Origin of the sequence: Alkalilacustris brevis, from assembly GCF_003350345.1 — a bacterium.
GTDB lineage: Bacteria > Pseudomonadota > Alphaproteobacteria > Rhodobacterales > Rhodobacteraceae > Alkalilacustris > Alkalilacustris brevis.
Window position 1 is genome coordinate 1 of record NZ_QNVJ01000079.1, and the last position, 18,755, is coordinate 18,755.

An 18,755-nucleotide genomic window follows, 5' to 3' on the forward strand; every position below is an offset into this window, starting at 1 on the left:
GCAAATTCACTGTGGCAAAATATCCCCGCCGGAGGCTTCGGTGCGGCGCAGCCGCGCCGAAAATCGGGCCCTTCCGCATCCCAGGCGCCGCGATAATCCGGAGAGTCGCGGCTGAACTTCACATCATGGAGCAGGTTTCCTACCCGGCGTTTTCCGGAAGGCTGATTTTCACCCCTCGCTTCTCCGCGCTGCCATACACGGCACTGCGAAGCAGTTCGTTGCGCGCAAGCAGCTTGCGGAAGCGAGTTTCATCCAGAACAAGCAGGGTCGAGTGGCTGATCGCGGTGACCTGGGTCCGGCGCATCTGCCGTGTCAGGAGGGCCAGCTGGCCGAACATCTCGCCCCGGCCCAGTTTCTGCTTCTGCCCTGCAGTCTCGAACTCGACAGCGCCCGAGGCGATGAAACAGACCTCGCGCGGGGACTCGCCCTTGCGCATCAGCACCTCGCCGGGCTGGACGTAACGTGCCCTCATAGCCTTGACCAACTGGCGGCGTGTGTTCTCGTCCATATCGGCGAAGAGCGGAAACTGCCGAACCAGTTCGGACTTCTGGACTGCAAGATCCAGCGCCGGGCGAGCTTCGGCGCGTTTGCGCCTCCCGGCGAGTTCCTGCTTGAGCGTCGTGTAAAGCTCACGCCCGATCAGCCCGTCCCCGTGGAGGATGTCGTATTCCCGCTCTTCCAGCCGCAACGAGGTTCTGCGGATGAAGCGGCGCTCGATCTCTTCGGCGTAGCCCGGGTATTGCAGCCGCAACCCTTCGAGCGCGGATTGGGTTTCATCCTCGCGGCGTTTGAGCAATTCGTGCAGAAGGTCCGCTACCCGGCGGCCATGGATACGGCGGATCTTGCCGTCGATATAGCCATGCAGGTCACGCAGGATCAGCCGCTGATTGAGCAGGATCTCGAACCGGTCGGCCGTCAGCCGCGCCAGCAGACCCGACAGCCGCAGCCGGTTGTGCAGGAAGACTGCCATGCGATACCACTGACCGCGTGCGAGGCTCATTCGGCCCGCCACGCGATAGGCGTCTCGCCCGCCCGCGCGTGTGCGCTCGATCAGCCGGTCGGCATCCGACAGCATCTGTTCGGCCAGCCGGGCCGAGACCAGTTGCTCGCGGAAGCCATCGAGGATCATGTCCCGCTCGCGGCCGGCAAGCGCGACCAGTCCCAGCGTGATCCTGTCGCGGTCGGGGATCTCGTCGGTGGCCTCGGCCTTTTCCATGGCGCTATCCAGCCGTTCGGCAAAGCGCTTGGCCTCGGAACGGACGATCTCATGTGTCAACTCGTGGCGTTTCGTGGTTGTGGAGACTTCTTCGCGCACATTCTGCAGCGCGACTGCGATCACCTGGTTTGAAAGCGCCCGGTCCAGCCGGCTCAGCTTGTCGAGGCCCAGAAACGAGATCACCGGGCGCAGGGTCATGCCCTGCACCAGCAGCGTGAACAGCGTGAAGCCGGTCGCCAGGATGCCCACCTCGCGCTGGATATCGAAGGGCACACGCGCGTTCTCGGTGACGGCCAGCGCAAGGGCCAGGGTCACGGCGCCACGCAGGCCGCCCCACAGGATGGCCACGCGATAGGGCCTGTCCACCCGCGGCGACAGGCGCAGCGCGGTCAGAAGCGGCAGCACGCCATACAGCATGACCACCCGCGCCACCGTCGCGGCGATCACCACAACACCGATCAGCGCCAGATCACGCAGCTGAATATCGCCAAGCAGCCTTGGCACCAGCAGCGCGGCCAGCAGGAAGATCAGCGCCCCCGCCCAATGCGCCAGAACATCCCAGACTTCGCGCAGGTTCGACCAGTTCAAGGGCGAAAGCCGCCCCGGCCCGAGATAGTTCAGAGTCATCCCGGCCATCACCACCGCAATGACCCCGGACACCCCCAGAAGTTGATCCGCGACCAGATATGTTATGTAAGGCAGCGCCACGCTCAAGGAGACCTGCGCCAGCGGGAAATGGCCCAGCCATCCGAACAAGGCCAGACACAGCCGCGCCAGCACCCAGCCCGTGCCGATCCCACCAAGAATCAGCACCGGAAAGCCCACCAGTGCATCGCGCAGCGTGGGGTTGGGCACCCCGAGCATGACATAGGTCAGGAAGAAGCCGAAAAGCGCGATCGCCGCGGCATCGTTGAGCAGGCTCTCGCCTTCGACGATCCGGGTCAGCCGCTGCGGGGCAGCAATGTTGCGAAAGATCGACACCACGGCCGAGGGGTCGGTCGTGGCGACAATCGCGCCCAGCATCAGGCAGGCAACCAGCGGCAGCGTGGTGAAAGGTGTCAGCGCATAGCCGATGGCAAAGGTCGCGACGACGACGGCCAGCACCGCCATCACCAGAATGGGCACCCAGTCGTCGGCCATGCGGCGCAGGTTCAGGCCCAGCGACACCTGGAACAGAAGCGTGGGCAGCAGCACATAGAGAAAAACATTCGCGCGGATGCCGAACTCGAACATCTCGACGGCCAAGGGCCAGCCGAGCAGATCCGCCCCGTGTTCGGCCATATAGATGGCGACGGTTCCGATCAGCCCGCCGATGAGGGCCAGCACCACCGTGTAGGGCAGCCGGGTACGGTCGGCCAAAGGCTCGCTCAGGGAAATGACGATGAACAGTGCGGCAACAATGCCGACGAGCGTGATGACATCCATGACATGGCCGATAGCCGCAGGCAGGGCTCTGGAGGAAAATGGGTTGGAAAGCCCTTTGTTGAATGCGATCTTTTAGGCTGTGCGTCAATCCCGCCGGCGCTGCGCCCCCCTTTCCAGAGCCTTGATTTGCCGCATCAATCCGACCGCCTCCTCGACGTCGACCTGGCAGGCGATGCCGGCCCCGCGCTCTTCCTCGATGCGGCTGACGGAAGCGATACGCGCCAGAACCTTCGGCGCGCTGCGATCAGAAACTGCCAAACAGCGTGCCCAGCACGATCAGCAGGACCAGCGCAAGGATCGGGATCACCACGGCCACCACTGCAATGTCGCGATAGGCCTCGCGGTGGCTCAGGCCGCAGATCGTCAGAAGCGTGATAACCGCGCCGTTATGCGGCAACGCGTCCAGCCCCCCCGTCGCCACCGCCGTCACCCGGTGCAGAAGCGCAGGCGCGATGCCCGCCTCCTCGCCCATCTGCAGATAGGTCTCGCCCAGCGTGGAGAGCGCAATGCTCATCCCGCCCGAGGCCGAGCCGGTCATCCCGGCCAGAAGGCTTGTGCCGACGGCAAGCGAGATCAACGGGTTGTCGCCACCCATCGTCACGACCCAATCGCGGATCAGGCCAAAGGCCGAGAGCGAGGCGATCACTGCCCCAAACCCCACAAGGCTGGCGGTGTTGAATATCGGCTTGAGCGAATCCGCAGCGCCGCGATCCAGCGTGTCGCCCAGTATCGCGCGCAGCCGGCCGAGATTCAGCATCACCAGCGCAACCGATGAAAGCGTCAGCGCCGCGATGATCGACCAGACCCCGCGCAATGTGCCGACATCGGTCGCGCCGTATTCGGGCAGCGCCAGATAGGCCGTGTCGAGCGCCGGGATGATGAGAAAGGTGAACGAGAGGTTCAGCACGATCACCAGCCCCAGCGGCAGCGCCGCGATGGCCAGCGATGGGGGGTTGCTCAACTTTTCGGTTTCGGGCGGCGCATCGTCATACTTGCCGTATCCGGGGCCGAGCGCCCGCGCCCGCCGCTCCAGCCATTGCCAGCCGAGCAGCAACATCAAAGCACCCGTCAGAATGCCAAGCCCGGGTGCAGCATAGGGCGTGGTGCCGAAATAGGGCATGGGGATCGCGTTCTGAATGGCCGGCGTGCCCGGCAGCGCGGTCATGGTGAAGGTGAACGCCCCCAGCGCGATCGCAGCCGGGATCAGCACCTTGGGCAGCTCTGCCTGCCGAAACAGCGCCGCGGCGATCGGGTAGACCGCAAACGCCACCACGAAGAGCGACACGCCGCCATAGGTCATCACCGCGCAGCACAGGATCACCGCCAGAATGGCCCGCGCGGCCCCGAGCCGGTGGATGATCCCGTCGGCCAGAACCTGCGCGCTGCCCGAGGCCTCCATCAGCTTGCCGAACACCGCACCAAGCAGGAACAACGGGAAATACTGGATGATGAAGCCGCCCGTCGCCGCCATGAACACCTGCGTGTAGCTGGCCAGCACGGGGCCGCCCTCGGACGCGGTGACGGCAAAGATCGCCAGGGCGGGTGCCAGCAGCAGCAGGCTGACCCCGCGATAAGCCAGATAGACCAGCACGCCAAGCGCCAGGACGATGACGGCGATGCCGGTCATGTCGTCAGGCTTCCGGCCGGGCAGACACGCCCGGATCGACAAACCACGCGTCCAGATCCAGTGTCGAGCGGGTGCCGATGGCGTCGAAGTTCCTGGCCAGCCAGGCATCGGCCCAGCCGCGACCGCGTTCGAACAGTTGGCTGAGATAGCCCCATTCGGCATTGGATTTGCTCGATGCCGACAGATCCTGCACCTCGGCGTCGGCATGGATCAGGTGAAGATAGGTCTGTCCGGCCGGCCCCAGATCCAGCCCCTTGCCGTCGATCATCTGCTGCATCAGGTGGATCGCGCGCAACTCCTTGATCAGCGAGGTGTTGAAGCTGATCTCGTTGACCCGGTTGATGATCTCGCGGGCGCTGCGCGGGGTCTCGTGGCGCACCACCGGGTTGATCTGGACGATCACGATGTCGGGGCTGGCGTCGCTTGTGACCAGTGGCATCAACGCCGGATTGCCGCTGTAGCCACCATCCCAGTAATCCTCGCCGTCGATCTCCACCGCCCGGCTGATCTGCGGCAGGCAAGCCGATGCCATGACCGCATCCGCAGTCACCGCCCCGCGCGAAAATATCTTCGCCCGTCCGGTGCGCACATGGGTCGCGGTGACATGCACGGCGATATCGCGGCACTGGTTCACATTGGTGAAATCGACTTGCTGCTCAAGGATCATGCGCAGCGGGTCCACGCCCATGGGATTGAGGTCATAAGGCGAAAACAGGCGGCTGAGCCCTTCCATGAACAGATAGCCGGGTGACAGATCCAGACTGTAGTTTCCTGTGGCCCGGTCCCACGGGCTGCGCTGGATCGGCGAGAACCGCGCGGCATCGCTGACCGCCTTCCAGAAACCACGCAAGGCGCTGCGCGCGCCCTCGCGTCCGCCGCGTTCAAAGCCGTCGGCCAGGACCACGGCATTCATCGCCCCCGCGCTGGTGCCGCTGATCTCGGCGATCGTCAGGCGGTCATCCTCCAGCAGGCGGTCAAGCACACCCCAGGTAAGTGCCCCATGCGATCCACCGCCCTGTAGGGCAAGGTTGATGCGCTTGCCGTGTGATTTCTTCGCCATGTGGGAATACCTTTTTGCTGCGCTGCAGCATAGGCGTCCCGGGGTGCAGGGTCAATGGCAGGGCCAAGCGATCATCAGCCGATGGCGGCCAGTGCCGGTCGCAGTTGATCGGTTTCGTCCAATTCCCGACAGCGGGGCATGCGTCCGCCGGAGATGGGCGCGAATGCGCACAGGCGACCACGTCGCCAACCCCGCGTCGCCGATAGATTCCACCACACCGCGCGCAGCCGCAAGGCGGCTCGGGAGCCCCTTTTGACGGTGGCACCAAGGGGCCAGACATCACAACGAATGTCGGATGTGGCCTGATCCATGTGCCGCCTCTCAGCTTTGGTCGCCCTCGCGCAAATGATCGGGTCCCCCCTCGCTGCAGCCAAGGGTCAGGTCAGGTTCCGGCTTTCGTGTTCGGAAGGGTTTGGCCGCGGCGGCCGGGTCATCGCCACATGCGTTTGGATGAGCGCATTGCCAATACCTTCGAATACTGCTGTGCGTGGTGAGGTTTTGCGCCATACCAACACCACCTCGCGCGGGTGGGCTCCGGGGAGCGGGGCAAGCGTAATATCATGCTGTGCCGCCATACCCGCCGCGACTGCCAGATTGGGCAGCAAGGTTATGCCCAGCCCCTCGCTGACCATGGAAACCAGCGTCGTCAGACTTGTGGCGGCGAAGCTTTCATCCTGCTCCAGCCGGCGTTCGGGAAAGGCGCTGAGCGCGTGGCGTTGCAGGCAGTGGCCCTTCTCCAGCAGCAGCAACTGCTCCCCATCATCGGTGAGTGTGCCGCAATGCCCGCGCGGCGCGGCCAGGTGATAGCCGTCGGTAAAGAGCTTCATGCAGGCCAGCCCACCAATATCGAACGGCAGGGCGATCAGCGCCAGGTCAAGCCGGCCATTGGCCACCCCTTCGAGCAGGCTTTCGGTCAGTTCTTCGCGCAGATAGACCCGGAGATGTGGATACGCTTCGCGGATACGCGGCAACGCCGGCGGCAGCAGGAACGGCCCCGCGGTGGAAATCGAGCCCAACCGCAGATCGCCCTCATCGGGGCGTAGCTGCGCGGCGGCGATCTCCTCGATCTCCTGCGCAGCCAGCAGCAACGCGCGGCCCCGTTCGGCGATTTCTGCGCCGATCTCGGTCATCATCACGCTGCGCCGGCTGCGCTCGACCAGCCGGAGTTCCAGTTGCTCCTCCAATGCCTGCACCCCGGCGCTGAGCGTCGATTGCGTGACATGGCAGCGCTCGGCGGCGCGGGTGAAATTCAACTCGTCGGCCAGGGCGACGAGAAAGCGCAGCTGGCGCAAGGTCAGCATTGGAAGGCCCCCGTAATCGCTTTTTTCGATCTTAGTTACCCTTTTTATTCGTTTCACAAATATACATCAAGGGGGTATCCCCATTGCCAGTGAAACAATCAAATGGAGCAAGACCATGACCGACATGACCCCGATTCCAATGCCGCGCCTGAACGAACAGGCCCCCGACTTCGACGCGCCCACCACACACGGGCAGAAGAAGCTCGCCGATTATCGCGGCAAATGGCTGGTGCTTTTCTCGCACCCGTCCGATTTCACCCCGGTCTGCACGACGGAATTCATCGGCTTCGCAAGAAGGCAGGATGACTTCGCAGCCCTTGACGCCGAGCTGCTGGGGCTGTCGATCGACAGTGTGCATTCGCACATCGCCTGGGTGCTCAGCATCAAGGAGAAGTTCGGCGTCGAGATTAAATTCCCGATCATCGCGGATCTGAACATGAAGGCCGCTTCAGCCTATGGCATGATCCAGCCCGGTGCCTCGGATACCGCGGCGGTGCGCGCCACCTTCATCATTGACCCCGAAGGCGTCCTGCGCGCCATGGTCTATTACCCGATGAACGCCGGCCGCTCGGTGGACGAGATCCACCGCCTGCTGGTCGCGCTGCAAACCGCGGACGAGAACGCCTGCGCCATGCCCGAGAACTGGGTGCCCGGCCAGCCGGTAATCGTGCCCGCCCCCAAGACCCCGGAAGCGGCGGAGGCGCGCGCATCGGAAGGATATGATACGGTGGACTGGTATTTTTCGACTCGCCAACTCTGAGCCGAACCAGGCGGGCGCCATTGAGGTGCCCGCCGCAACCCTCACTGGAGGGACAAATGACCGCGGCGCCCCATGACCACCTTGCCATTCGACGGCCGGCCTCCATCTCATTTGAGATGAGGTCGGAACTCGAAACATTCTGGCGGCAGGGCGAATACGGTCCCTTTGATTACACGAGGACAGAGCAATGGAACTGATGGATACCCTGCTGTTGTCGCGCATCCAGTTTGCGGCGAACATTTCCTTTCATATCCTGTTTCCTACCGTAACCATCGCGCTGGCCTGGGTGCTGGTATTCTTCAAGTGGCGCTACAACCGCACCGGCGATCAGGACTGGATGCGCGCCTATTTCTTCTGGGTAAAGGTGTTCGCGCTGTCCTTTGCGCTTGGCGTCGTCTCGGGCATCACCATGTCGTTCCAATTCGGCACAAACTGGCCGGGCTTCATGGAAAGCGTGGGCAATATCGCGGGGCCGTTGCTGGCCTATGAGGTGATCACGGCCTTTTTCTTGGAGGCGGTATTCCTGGGCATCATGCTGTTCGGCTTTCGCAAGGTGCCGGGCTGGCTGCATACCTTCGCCACCGTGGCGGTGGCGGTGGGCACGCTCTTGTCGGCCTTCTGGATTCTGGTGCTCAACAGCTGGATGCACACGCCGCAGGGCTTCGAGATGCGCGACGGCGTGGCCCATGTCACCAGCTGGATGGAGATTATCTTCAACCCCTCCATGCCCTACCGGCTGATCCATATGCTGCTTGCCTCTGGCCTGACCGTCGCCTTCCTGATCGCGGGCATCTCGGCGCTGCGCTGGCTGATGCGCGACCGCTCGGACGAGCTGCGAAAGACCATGCGCGTGGGTGTCTGGATGGCCGCACTGTTGATCCCGGTGCAGATCTTCATGGGCGACCTGCATGGGCTGAACACGCTGGAGCATCAGCCCGCCAAGGTCGCCGCGATGGAGGCCAACTGGGAAACCCGGGGCAACGTGCCGCTGGTGCTCTTTGCCCTGCCCGACGAGGAGGCGCGCGAGAACCGCTTTGCGCTCAGCATCCCCAACGGGGCCAGCCTGATCCTCAAGCATTCCGCCGACGGGGTGGTGCCGGGGCTCAATGACTTCGTCACCGAAGACGGCGCAGTCGAGCACCCCCCGGTCTCTCCGGTGTTCTGGGCCTTCCGCATCATGGTCGGCCTGGGCTTTGCGATGCTGGCGCTGAGTTGGGCAGCGGCCTTCGCCATGCGCCGCGGCCGCGGGGTGGAGGGGCTGCCACGCCCGCTGATATGGCTGTTCGTGCCGATGGCGCTGTCGGGCTGGGTGGCCACGCTGGCGGGCTGGTACACCACCGAGATCGGTCGCCAGCCCTGGCTCGTGCAAGGCGTGCTGAGCACCGAGGCCGCCGTGGGAGACGTCGCCCCCGGCATGGTGATGAGCACGCTGATTTCCTATCTGGTCGTCTACGTCGTGCTGCTCGTCGCCTATCTGGGTGTGCTGATCTACCTCACCCGCAAGCAGGCGCAGGGCAGTGACCAAGAGCCCGGCAAAGACGATGCCGCCCGCCCCGAAACCAACCCAATTCCCGCGGAGTGATCCCATGACCCTGTTCGGAGACCCGACAATCTGGCTGCCGCTGGCCTTTGCCGCCCTGATGGGCCTGTCGATCCTGATCTATGTGGTCCTTGATGGCTATGATCTGGGCGTGGGGCTCTTGTTTCCCTTCGCCACGCCGAAAGAGCGCGACCGCATGATCGCCTCGATCGGGCCGTTCTGGGACGCCAACGAGACCTGGCTGGTGCTGGCCGTGGGGTTGCTTCTGGTGGCTTTCCCGCTCGCGCATGGCGTGATCCTGACGGCGCTGTATCTGCCGGTGGCAATCATGCTCATCGGGCTGATCCTGCGCGGGGTGTCCTTCGAGTTCCGTGTCAAGGCGCCCGCCCCGCACAAATGGGCCTGGAATACGGCCTTCTTCGTCGGGTCGGTGATGACCGCCGCCGCGCAGGGCTGGATGCTGGGCCTCTATGTCATGGGGCTGGACTACACCGCTATCAACGTCGCTTTCGCCGCGGCCTCGGCGGTGTTTCTCAGCCTTGGCTATGCGCTGATCGGCGCGGCCTGGCTGATCCTGAAAACCGATGGTGATCTGCAACGCAAGGCCGTGGGCTGGGCGCGGCACAGCCTGTGGGGCGTGGGGCTGGGCATTGCCGCCATATCGGCGGCCACGCCGTTGATGAGCCCGCGCATCTGGGACAAGTGGTTCACCGTGCCCGAATTCTTCCTGCTGGCGCCGCTGCCGATCCTTTCGGTGGTGCTGTTGGCGGTGCTGTGGATCAGCCTGCGGCGGTTGCCCACCGAGGACGATCATTTCGCTTGGCTGCCCTTCACCGCCACGATCGGGCTGATGGTGCTCGCCTTCGTGGGGCTGGCCTATTCCTTCTACCCCTATGTGGTGCCCGAGCGGATGACCATATACGAGGCCGCCGCCGCGCCGGGCAGCCTGTTCATCATGCTGATCGGGGTGCTGTTCGTGGTGCCGGTGATTATCGGCTACTCGGCGCTGGCTTACTGGGTGTTCAGGGGAAAGGCGACCGACCTGCGCTACGATTGAAGCGCGGCCACTGACGGTGCTGAAAGCGTCTGCGCGCCTGGTGTTCCATGACGTTCGTCGCACTCCTGGCAGAGCCAACGGACAGGCCGGCACTCCGCGCCGGATATGGCACCGGCGCGCGCGGCATCGCCACGCATTTCACCGGCACCCCCGAGGCGGCCTTCTGGTTCGTCGGCATCTCGATCTTCGGCTCGGGCGCTGGACAACGCTGGGCGCTGCCTGTCTGGTCCTGAGTGCGACCAATGCCGTGCAAACGCCACCTCAAACGGAGCTGCCATGATCTAACGGTGTGGGCTTGTGACTGACGAGTTCAAACACCGGAAGCTATGGCAACCATTTGCGAACACTTCGCCCGCCTTCAGCATTGCTTCGATGGCGCGCAAAGACTGTCCTTTTTGCACATCATCGCATTTCGCCTTGTTCCGGGTATGTCCCGTCCCGCGCCACCCTCGCACCAGCACGCAAATAACCGCCAAGACCTTGATTATCCGCCTCTGTAGTTCGGAGACTCGCGCGTTATCTGCACATCGTGCACATGGCTTTCCCTCAGCCCCGCATTGGTGATGCGCACGAAGTTGCACCCTCGGCGCATCTCTTCCACGGTCGCGTTGCCGGTGTAGCCCATCGCCGCGCGCAAGCCGCCCACGAGTTGGTGCAGCACTGCGCTGACCGAGCCCTTGTAGGGCACCTGCCCCTCGATCCCTTCGGGCACCAGCTTGTCGGAGGCCGCATCCTTCTGGAAGTAGCGATCGGCCGAGCCGCGCGCCATGGCGCCAAGGCTGCCCATGCCACGATACACCTTGTAGCTGCGGCCCTGAAACAGGATCACTTCGCCGGGGCTTTCCTCGGTCCCGGCAATGGCCGATCCGACCATCGCCGCCGAGGCACCCGCCGCGATGGCCTTGGCGAAATCGCCCGAGAACTTGATGCCGCCATCGGCGATGATCGGCACATCGCCCGCCGCGGCGGCGCAATCCATGATCGCGGTCAGTTGTGGCACGCCCACGCCCGCCACCACCCGCGTGGTGCAGATCGAGCCCGGCCCGATCCCCACCTTGACCGCATCGGCGCCCGCGTCGATCAGCGCTTGCGTCGCCTCGGCAGTGGCGACATTGCCCGCGACCACCTCGACCTTGCCCGAGAGCGCCTTGACGCGTTTCACCGCCTCGATCACCGACGACGAATGGCCATGCGCCGTGTCGATCACCACCAGATCAACACCGGCATCGACCAGTGCGGCGCTGCGCTCATACCCGGCATCGCCCACAGTGGTGGCCGCCGCGACTCTGAGCCGCCCGAGGTCATCCTTGCTGGCCTGGGGGTTGAGCACCGCGCGCTCGATGTCGCGCAGGGTCAGCAAGCCGGTGAGCCGCCCCTCGGCATCGGTGACGAGCAGCTTCTCGATCCGGCGCGCCTGCATCAGGCTGCGGGCCTCGGCGCGGTCGGCGGGTTCGCGCAGGATGGCCAGGTTGTCGGAGGTCATCATCACCCGCACCGGGGTGTTGTCATCGGTGGCGAAGCGCATGTCGCGATTGGTCACGATTCCCATGACGCGCCCGGCTTCATCGACCACGGGAAAGCCTGTCACCGAATAGCGTGCCTGCAGGGCCTTGGCGTCGGCCAGGGTCTGGTCGGGGCGCAAGGTGACGGGGTTGTAGACGATACCGGATTCGAAGCGCTTCACGCGGCGCACCTCATCGGCCTGGGTCTCGATGTCGAGATTGCGGTGGATCACCCCGATCCCGCCGGCCTGGGCCATTGCGATGGCCATCGGGCCTTCGGTCACGGTGTCCATCGCCGAACTCAGCAACGGGATGTTCAGCCGGATCCTGGCCGTGACGCGGGTGGACGTATCCGCAGTGGACGGCATCACACTGGAGGCACCGGGCACCAGCAGCACATCATCAAAGGTTAGGGCCTCGCGAATCTCCATGGGGCTCTCCTCGGGAGGGTTCGTTTGGCGCTTCCCTATTTCACGGGCGGGCAGGAATGAAAAGGGGCTTGGGGTGCGATTGTCCTCCGGGGTCCGCTTCCCCCCCCCGCGTGGGCAGGGGCAAAATACGCCCGGTCCCTTGTGTAGTGTAATCAAGGTTCCACGCATGGGAAACCGGCAAACGCGCCGGGGTGCCGGGCAGCGCCTGCCTGGGCTGGCGCATTTGCGCACCGGCGCCAGAGGAGCCCCCGTCGAAAAGCTCACGAAATTTCAATATATTGAGACGTTACAAGCGCCTGCCGGGGGGCAGGCAGGCGCTGCCCGGCGATGCCGCCGGGCGGGATTGCCCGGATTGCGCATTATGCAGAGGTTTCTGATATGACTTACGGCTCCACCGCACGCGCTTCAGGCGATCTTGCGCTCTGCCCCAGGGGCGCTGCGCCCCGGCGTATAGCTGAGGTTGGGCGCGAGCCAGCGTTCGGCCTCCTCCGGCGTCATGCCGGCGCGCGGGGCATAGTCGGCAAGCTGGTCGCGCCCGATCCGCCCCACCCCGAAATAGCTGGCATCGGGATGCGCAAAATAGAGTCCCGACACCGCCGCCGCGGGCCACATCGCGCAGCTTTCGGTCAGCGTCAGCCCGGTGTGGCGCGGCGCGTCCAGCAGATCAAAAAGCACGCGTTTGCCGGTGTGATCGGGGCAAGCCGGATAGCCCGGTGCGGGCCGGATGCCGCGATACCGCTCGGCGACCAGATCCTCGTTCGACAGCCGCTCGTCGGCGGCATAGCCCCAAAGCGCCTTGCGCACCCGCTCGTGCAGCGCCTCGGCGAAGGCCTCGGCCAGCCGGTCGCCCAATGCCTGCACCATGATCGCGTCGTAATCGTTGCCCTCTTGCTTGAAGCGGGCCGCTATCGCGTGCACCTCGGGGCCGGAGGTGACGGCAAAGCCGCCTACCCAGTCGGGCGTGCCCAGCGGCGCCACGAAATCGGCAAGGCAGAGGTTGGGCCGCTCTTTCGATTTCGAGGCCTGCTGGCGCAGCATCGGCAGGCGCGCGGCTTGCGAACTGCGCGACTCGTCGGCCCAGATCACGATATCGTCGCCGTCGCTGTTGGCGGGCCACAACCCCACCACCCCGCGCAGGGTGAACCAGCCCTCGCGCTCTATCCGCTCAAACATCGCCTGTGCATTGGCGTAAAGCTCGCGCGCGGTCGGCCCCTTTTCGGGATCATCGAGGATGTCGGGAAACCTTCCGCGCATCTCCCAGGTGGCGAAGAACGGCCCCCAGTCGATATGTCCGCGCAGATCACCGGGCGTCATGTCATCGACCACCGTCAGCCCCGGCGTCTGCGGCGCGGGCGGCGTGTACTCCGACCAGCCGCCGTCAAAGGCATTGGCGCGGGCCTCGGCCAGCGGGATCGTCGGACGTTCACCGCCGCGCGCGTTCAACTCGCGCATGGCCTCCTGATCGGCCGCCACATCGGCCAGCAACCCCGCCCGCGCCGTGGGCGACAAAAGCCGCGAGACGACGCCGACCGCCTTCGAGGCATCGTCCACATGGACCACCCCGTGCCCGTATTCCGGCGCAACCTTGAGCGCGGTGTGCTTTTTCGAGGTGGTCGCGCCCCCGATCAGCAAGGGCAGCGTGAAGCCCTGGCGCTGCATTTCGGCGGCGACATCCACCATCCGGTCGAGCGACGGCGTGATCAGCCCCGAAAGCCCGATGATATCGGCCTTTTCCTCGCGGGCGCGGGCAAGGATATCCTCGGCCGGGACCATCACGCCCAGATCGACCACATCGTAATTGTTGCACTGCAAGACAACACCGACGATGTTCTTGCCGATGTCGTGCACATCGCCCTTCACCGTGGCCATCAGCACCTTGCCCTTGGCCGAGGTATCGCCGGTGCGGCGCTTTTCCTCCTCCATATAGGGGATCAGGTGGCCAACGGCGGCCTTCATCACGCGGGCCGATTTCACCACCTGCGGCAGGAACATCTTGCCCTCGCCAAACAGATCGCCGACGACGTTCATGCCATCCATCAGCGGGCCTTCGATCACGTGCAGCGGCTTGTCGGCCTTCTGGCGCGCCTCTTCGGTATCCTCGATAACGAAATCGGTGATGCCATGCACCAGCGCGTGGCGCAGGCGTTCCTCGACCGGGGCCTCGCGCCATTTGGGGTCGGATTTCTTCTGCGCCTCGCCCGAGCCGCGATACTTGTCGGCAATCGCCAGCAGCCGGTCGGTCGCGTCGGGGCGGCGGTTAAGCAGCACGTCCTCGACATGCTCGCGCAGCTCGTCGGGGATATCGTCATAGACGGTGATCTGCCCGGCATTGACGATGGCCATGTCGAGCCCCGCGCGGATCCCGTGATAGAGGAAACACGAATGCATCGCCTCGCGCACCGGGTTGTTGCCGCGAAAGCTGAACGACACGTTCGAAAGCCCGCCCGAGACATAGCAATGCGGCATCGCCGCCTTGATCATGCGCGTGGCCTCGAAAAAGGCGTTGGCGTAGTCGTTGTGCTCCTCGATCCCGGTGGCGACGGCAAAGATGTTCGGGTCGAAGATGATGTCCCACGGGTCGAACCCCGCCTTGCCAACCAGCAGATCATGCGAGCGTTTGCAGATCTCGAACTTGTGCTGCGCGGTTTCGGCCTGGCCGCCCTCGTCGAAGGCCATCACCACCACCGCCGCGCCATAGCGGCGCACCGCGCGGGCCTGTTCGAGAAACGGCGCCTCGCCTTCCTTGAGCGAAATCGAGTTGACGACCGAACGGCCCTGCACGCATTTCAGCCCGGCCTCGATCACCGACCATTTCGATGAATCGATCATCACCGGCACGCGGGAGATATCGGGCTCGGCCGCCATCAGGTTGAGAAACGTGACCATCGCCGCCTCGGAATCGAGCAGCCCCTCGTCCATGTTGACATCGATGATCTGCGCGCCGTTCTCGACCTGGCTGCGCGCGACTTCCAGCGCAGCCGGAAAATCGCCCTCCATGATCAGCTTCTTGAACCGCGCAGAGCCGGTGACATTGGTGCGCTCGCCGATATTGATGAAACGGCTGATATCGCTCATGCGACCCTCCCGGCTTCGAACAGCTCCAGCCCCGACAGGCGCAGCACCTCGGCGCGCGGCGGGATGCGGCGCGGGGGCTTTCCGGCAACCGCCTGTGCGATGGCGGCGATATGCTCAGGCGTGGTGCCGCAGCAGCCGCCGACGATATTGACCAGCCCGGCCTCGGCCCATTCGCCCAGATGCGCGGCGGTCTCGCCGGGGGTTTCGTCATAGCCGCCCATCTCGTTGGGCAGGCCCGCATTCGGGTAGGCGCTGACGCGGGTGTCGGCGATGCCCGCAAGCGTGCGGATATGCGCGCGCATCTCGGCGGCCCCAAGCGCGCAGTTCAGCCCCACGGCAAAGGGCCGCGCGTGGCTGATGCTGGCCCAGAAGGCCTCGGGCGTCTGGCCGGTCAGGGTGCGGCCCGACCGGTCAGTGATCGTGCCCGAGATCATCAGCGGCGGCACGTCCATCTCGTCGCGCAATGACTCGATCGCATAGATCGCGGCCTTGCAATTAAGCGTGTCGAACACCGTCTCGATCAGGATCAGGTCGGCCCCGGCCTTGATAAGCGCCCGCGCCGCCTGCCCGTAAGCCGCCGCCAGATCGTCGAACGTGACCTTGCGATAGCCTGGATCGTTCACATCGGGCGAGATGCTTGCCGTCTGGTTGGTGGGGCCGATGGCACCGGCAATGAAACAGGGCCGGCCCGGCGCGGCCGCCTCGATCGCCTCACGCGCCAGGCGCACCGACTCGGCGTTCATCTCGTCCACCAGGTCTTCCATGCCGTAATCTGCCTGGCTGATGGCATTTGCGCCAAAGGTGTTGGTGGTCAGGATGTCGGCGCCGGCGCGCACGAAATCGGCATGGATATCGCGGATCATGTCGGGCGCGGTCAGGCTGAGCAGTTCGTTATTGCCCGCCACATCCGACGGGTAATCGGCAAAGCGCGCGCCGCGATAGGTGGCCTCGTCGGGTTTGTGGCGCTGGATCATCGTGCCCATGGCCCCGTCGAGCACCGCGATACGTTCCCGCGTGATCTTCTCCAGCTCTTCGATACCGGCCATGTTGCCTGTCCTCGCGTTTGCCCTGTCCGGCACATACTCGACTGCGCGATAACGGCAACCGCGCAAAACGGCAAGCTGTGCCCGGGAAATCTCAAAAACTCGCGCGCCCCGTCCGCAGGGGAACGGGGCGCGCGTCATATCCTTTTCATGGGCGGCCCTCGCTGGCCGGCCCGCTTCGCCCCCCGGGCTCAGCCGAAGATATCGTCCACGATGCCGTTATACCAGCCGATGCTCTCCTGGTAGGTCTGGCGCCGCAGTTCGGCATCTTCGCCGGTCTGGCTGATGAAGCTGTCCACCGTGGCGATCTTTTCCTCGGTCGGCTCGTAGGAGGCGCCGACCTTCACACCATCATCGGTGGCGATCAGCGACCAGCAGGTGTTGGAATAGCGCGCCGGGAACAGCCGCGCATCGGTCAGCTCGTGGCGGATCGCGTTGGACACCACCTTGGCCTGGCTGTTGGCCGAAAAGCCCGATTTCGGCATGTCGCCCTGCTGGCTCGCGTCGCCCAGGACGAAGATCGCATCATCCATGCGCGAGCGCATGTCTTCGGGCCGCACTGGCGCCCAGCCGGCCTCGTTGGTCAGGCCCGCGATCTCGGCGATGCGCCCGGCCTTCTGCGCCGGGATGACGTTGCAGACATCGACCTGCTCGACCAGCCCGTCGATGTCGATCTCCATCGTCTCGGGGTTGACCGACACCTTGTCGCCACCGAAATCCGGGCCGATGCGTTCGATCATGCCGGGGTAATGACGCTGCCAGCCCTCTTCGAACAGCCCCTGTTTGGAGAAGTTCTCCTTCGGATCCACGATCAGGATCTTGGCGGTGGGGTTCTGCTCCTTGAACACATGGGCGACCATCGAGATCCGCTCATACGGCCCCGGCGGGCAGCGATAGGGGTTGGGCGGCGCGACCATGGCATAGGTGCCCCCCTCGCGCATGTTCTCGATCTGCGATTTCAGAAGCGCGGTCTGGGTGCCGGCCTTGTAGGCATGGGGCATGCGGTCTTGCGCCGTGACATCCCAGCCCGGCACCGCGCCCTCGACGAAATCGATCCCCGGCGAGATGACAAGCCGGTCATAGGGCACGCTGCCGCCCCCTGCCAGCGCGACAGTGCGCGCATCGCGATCCACGCCAACGGCCCAGTCATGCACCACATTGACCCCGTAGCGCGACGCCATGGTGCCATAGCTGTGGCCCAGCCCGTCAAAATCCCAAAAGCCCCCCAGATAGAGGTTCGAGAAATAGCAGGTGTAGTAGCGCCGCGTCGGCTCGATCAGCGTGACGTCGATCTCGCCCTGGCTGTCCATGGCGATGTAGCGCGCCGCCGTGCCGCCGCCCGAGCCGCCACCGATCACCACAACCCGCGGCCGCACCTGGCCCATCACCATCGGCGCCGAAAGCGCGGCCGTGCCTGCCGCCACCGCTCCGATGAAACTGCGTCTGTTCATTGGCATCCTGATCCCTCCTGTCGCTAGCCGCACGCTGCGACGTCCGGCATATCATTGTGTAATCTAGAATATTTCTTCACGATGGTCACGCCACCGTGAAAAACCGCCCTGCCCTGATTGCCGGCCGTTGCGGTGAAAGTGTCCCACAAGCGACGGCAAAAACGGAAAGCTGTTCTTTTCGCGCGCATCAGGTCACGGCGCGCCTCAACCCACCTCGATTCGCGCCTCTTGCGTGTAGACGGAGCCATCGTCGTCATGCCAGGCGAAGGCGAACTCGCCCGACTCGTCCACGCGCACGTCGAACTCGATATACGGGTCATGGGCGAGCCCCGGCGCGATCTCCATGTCGACGACCGTCTCGCCGTTGAAGTCGCAGGTGAAGCGGTTGATGATGTGGCGCGGAATGATCTCGCCGCGCGCGTCTTCCATGAAGCCGGTATGCATCGGGTGGCTCACCAGCGTGCGGATCGAAATCACCTCGCCGGGGCTGGCCGATGCAGGCACGCGAACACGGGGGGTTACACTCATTGTCGAACTCCTTGTCTCCGGCTCAGCCCGTGATGCAGCCGCCCAGCGTCACATCGACATGTTTGCGCGCCTCCAGGAAACGCCCGTCGGCCATCTCGGCCAGGGCGATCACTTCCTGCGATTGCGCCAAGCGGATGCGCGTGGCCAGCCGCGGGCTGCCCGCCGCCGGGCCGAACCGCGCGGTAAAGGCGTGGGGCTGGAAATTGCCGGGCATGAGCATCATCAGCGCCACCGCGCCTTCGGGCGCGCGCAGCTCGACCGGGACCGAGGCGCCATTCTCCGCCAGTTCGGTGATGTTCAGCTCCAGCCCGCCGGCTTCGGTCGCGGCCCCGCTGGTGAAGGCCTGCCGCATCTCGTCGAGTGTCGGCACCTCGGCGCCCGCCCGCCAGGGCAGCAACGCCGCCACCGAGCAGGCCAGCCCCAGTTCCATCACGCCGCGTCTGGTCAGCATTGGCAAGTCTCCCGTCATAAGGCCCGGCGGCGGACGCCCGGGCCGCCTTTTCCCACCATTTAGTGCCCCGCGCGCAAAACGCCAGCCCCGGCCTTCCCTCGTGCCTTCTCCTGCGCCACCCGCCGTGTCACGCCAACGCCCCGGTATAGCTTATGCCTTCGCCGGGCTCGATCTCGCCGATGCGGAAGACGGTTTCGCCCGCCGCCTCGAGCTGCGCCTCGAGCTGCGCGGCCGCCTCGGGGGCCACCACCAGCGCCAGGCCGATGCCGGCGTTGAAGGTGCGCAGAA

The 18,755-nt window shown here is 64.9% G+C and carries 16 protein-coding genes; 4 read left to right on the forward strand and 12 right to left on the reverse strand.

The features are described 5' to 3' along the window. Positions 1–139 precede the first annotated feature (139 nt). From DQ229_RS12655 to DQ229_RS12670, 5 genes are all read right to left on the reverse strand, one after another. Positions 140–2,641: a cation:proton antiporter gene (locus DQ229_RS12655; protein ID WP_114966627.1), complete on the reverse strand. Its 2,502-nt coding sequence runs from the start codon at positions 2,639–2,641 to the stop codon at positions 140–142. Positions 2,642–2,725: 84 nt separating this feature from the next. Continuing rightward, positions 2,726–2,899, reverse strand: a complete 174-nt coding sequence (locus DQ229_RS16380) for a hypothetical protein (protein WP_155326522.1) — start codon at positions 2,897–2,899, stop codon at positions 2,726–2,728. After that, on the reverse strand, positions 2,886–4,268 hold the full coding sequence (locus DQ229_RS12660; RefSeq protein ID WP_114966628.1) for a GntP family permease: 1,383 nt from the start codon (positions 4,266–4,268) through the stop codon (positions 2,886–2,888). Before DQ229_RS12660 ends, DQ229_RS16380 begins: the two co-directional genes overlap by 14 nt. Positions 4,269–4,272: 4 nt before the next feature. Further along, positions 4,273–5,328: a patatin-like phospholipase family protein gene (locus DQ229_RS12665; protein WP_114966629.1), complete on the reverse strand. Its 1,056-nt coding sequence runs from the start codon at positions 5,326–5,328 to the stop codon at positions 4,273–4,275. A gap of 377 nt (positions 5,329–5,705) precedes the next feature. Next, on the reverse strand, positions 5,706–6,629 hold the full coding sequence (locus tag DQ229_RS12670) for a hydrogen peroxide-inducible genes activator (RefSeq protein ID WP_114966630.1): 924 nt from the start codon (positions 6,627–6,629) through the stop codon (positions 5,706–5,708). Positions 6,630–6,744: 115 nt separating this feature from the next. On the opposite strand from DQ229_RS12670, the gene DQ229_RS12675 reads away from it, so the two are divergent. From DQ229_RS12675 to DQ229_RS12690, 4 genes are all read left to right on the forward strand, one after another. After that, positions 6,745–7,389, forward strand: coding sequence for a peroxiredoxin (locus tag DQ229_RS12675; RefSeq protein ID WP_202909580.1), 645 nt, complete (start codon positions 6,745–6,747; stop codon positions 7,387–7,389). Between the two features lie 187 nt (positions 7,390–7,576). Continuing rightward, entirely contained in the window at positions 7,577–8,971 is a 1,395-nt protein-coding gene (locus DQ229_RS12680) for a cytochrome ubiquinol oxidase subunit I (RefSeq protein ID WP_238381072.1), read from the forward strand. 4 nt (positions 8,972–8,975) lie between these two features. Continuing rightward, entirely contained in the window at positions 8,976–9,986 is a 1,011-nt protein-coding gene (locus DQ229_RS12685; protein WP_114966631.1) for a cytochrome d ubiquinol oxidase subunit II, read from the forward strand. A 47-nt stretch (positions 9,987–10,033) separates the two neighbouring features. Continuing rightward, entirely contained in the window at positions 10,034–10,219 is a 186-nt protein-coding gene (locus DQ229_RS12690) for a hypothetical protein (RefSeq protein ID WP_114966632.1), read from the forward strand. 251 nt (positions 10,220–10,470) lie between these two features. Here DQ229_RS12690 and guaB read toward each other — a convergent pair whose 3' ends face one another. From guaB to DQ229_RS12720, 7 genes are all read right to left on the reverse strand, one after another. Then, positions 10,471–11,919 (reverse strand): IMP dehydrogenase, encoded by a 1,449-nt coding sequence (gene guaB / locus DQ229_RS12695; protein ID WP_114966633.1) that lies wholly within the window; start codon positions 11,917–11,919, stop codon positions 10,471–10,473. Between the two features lie 405 nt (positions 11,920–12,324). Beyond that, positions 12,325–14,994 carry a methionine synthase gene (metH, locus tag DQ229_RS12700; RefSeq protein ID WP_202909581.1) on the reverse strand — a complete coding sequence of 890 codons (2,670 nt, stop codon included), beginning with the start codon at positions 14,992–14,994 and terminating at the stop codon, positions 12,325–12,327. After that, entirely contained in the window at positions 14,991–16,040 is a 1,050-nt protein-coding gene (locus tag DQ229_RS17055; protein WP_202909582.1) for a homocysteine S-methyltransferase family protein, read from the reverse strand. Before DQ229_RS17055 ends, metH begins: the two co-directional genes overlap by 4 nt. Before the next feature lie 188 nt (positions 16,041–16,228). Then, entirely contained in the window at positions 16,229–17,494 is a 1,266-nt protein-coding gene (locus DQ229_RS12705) for an NAD(P)/FAD-dependent oxidoreductase (protein ID WP_114966634.1), read from the reverse strand. 198 nt (positions 17,495–17,692) lie between these two features. Continuing rightward, complete coding sequence (soxZ, locus tag DQ229_RS12710) at positions 17,693–18,016, reverse strand: thiosulfate oxidation carrier complex protein SoxZ (RefSeq protein WP_114966635.1); 324 nt, start codon at positions 18,014–18,016, stop codon at positions 17,693–17,695. Positions 18,017–18,038: 22 nt separating this feature from the next. Continuing rightward, positions 18,039–18,467 (reverse strand): thiosulfate oxidation carrier protein SoxY, encoded by a 429-nt coding sequence (locus DQ229_RS12715; protein WP_114966636.1) that lies wholly within the window; start codon positions 18,465–18,467, stop codon positions 18,039–18,041. Between the two features lie 127 nt (positions 18,468–18,594). After that, positions 18,595–18,753 carry an AIR synthase-related protein gene (locus tag DQ229_RS12720; RefSeq protein WP_274378845.1) on the reverse strand — a complete coding sequence of 53 codons (159 nt, stop codon included), beginning with the start codon at positions 18,751–18,753 and terminating at the stop codon, positions 18,595–18,597. Between the last annotated feature and the right edge of the window lie 2 nt (positions 18,754–18,755).